This is a genomic window from Blastomonas sp. CCH1-A6, assembly GCF_001556365.1.
In the GTDB taxonomy this organism is placed as follows: Bacteria; Pseudomonadota; Alphaproteobacteria; order Sphingomonadales; family Sphingomonadaceae; genus Blastomonas; species Blastomonas ursincola.
On sequence record NZ_LSIS01000201.1, the window covers coordinates 1 to 1,186 of the forward strand.

At 66.7% G+C, this 1,186-nt stretch carries 2 protein-coding genes; both read right to left on the reverse strand.

The window, feature by feature from the left end:
• Positions 1-193: 193 nt before the first annotated feature.
• On the reverse strand, positions 194-595 hold the full coding sequence (locus tag AX735_RS09000) for a DUF1489 family protein (RefSeq protein WP_066278819.1): 402 nt from the start codon (positions 593-595) through the stop codon (positions 194-196).
• A partial coding sequence (locus tag AX735_RS09005) for a magnesium transporter (RefSeq protein WP_202189539.1) occupies positions 595-1,186 on the reverse strand: 592 nt, incomplete at its 5' end. The genes AX735_RS09005 and AX735_RS09000, both read right to left, overlap by 1 nt.

The window sequence follows — 1,186 nt, forward strand, 5'->3', positions numbered from 1 at the left end:
CAGGCTCAGGCTGAGCGGGGGTGGGTGCGTAAGATAGGACTATCCGGCACAGTTCTCGCGTGGCCTTCGGCAAGTTCAGGCTAAGCCGGGTGGAGTGCGTGAGATAGGACTATCAGGAACCGTTCTCGCGTGGCCTTCGACAAGCTCAGGCTGAGCGTAGGTGGTTGTCGGGGTTGCCTTGCCCCACGCCCCCCTAGACCAACCCCAGCCGGGCGAGTTCGCCGAGCATTTCCGCTGGCATCGCCTCGGCCTCGCTCATGCCCTCGCCGAGGTCCGCAGGCGCGTCGGCGGCTTCGAGATAGCGCCAGCCCTGGTGCGCGCGGCGGGGGATGGATTGCACCGCGATCAGCCGCGGCTCGATGCGGATCCAGATTCGGCCCTGGCCATTGTCCATGAAGCCGATCAGCGGGCTGCGGCCGACGATCGCGCGGTTGTGAATCCAGTAGAGCGAGCCCCCGACCATCTCCTCGTGGCGCTTGGGCAGATAGCGCGTGGTCAGCCGTGCCTCGCCGATCGACGCATGGCTCTCGATCCACTGACGCAGCGAACCCACGCTGGTCGCGCCGAACGCGATCTTGGTCATCGACAGCGGCATTAGAGGCTGACCAGACCGCTCGCGACCGCGAGGCCGAGAAATGCGAGAAAGCCCATCGAATCGGTGGTCATGGTAACGAAGATCGAGCTTGCCACTGCCGGGTCCTGATCAAGCTTTTCCAGCACCACCGGGATGACCACCCCGGCGAGCCCCGCGAGCAGGATGTTGGTCTGCATCGCGGCAGCGATGACCATCCCCAGATGCGCGTCATGGAACCACAAGGCGGTCGCGGTGCCGGCGATCAGCGCGATGGTCGCGCCGTTGAGCATGGCGATGCGCATCTCGCGCAGGATCGCGCGGCGGGTGTTCGATTCGGTGAGCTGGTTGGTGGCGAGTGCGCGCACGGTCACCGCCAGCGTCTGCGTGCCCGCATTGCCGCCGACGCCCGCGACGATCGGCATCAGCACCGCGAGCGCCACCATCTGCTCGATCGCGCCGCCGAAAAAGCCGATGACGCTCGAAGCGACCAGCGCGGTGCCCAGGTTCGCGATCAGCCAGCGCACGCGCGTCCTGTAGGTCTCGCGCACCGGCTCGTTGATGTCGCCGTCGCCCGCGCCCGACAGGCGGAAAATGTCCTCGCCCGCCTCTTCC

What these genes read in the sequence shown, in the direction of transcription:
- AX735_RS09000 (WP_066278819.1), bottom strand. Translation starts at nt 595, where the DNA reads ATGCCGCTGTCGATGACCAAGATCGCGTTCGGCGCGACCAGCGTGGGT.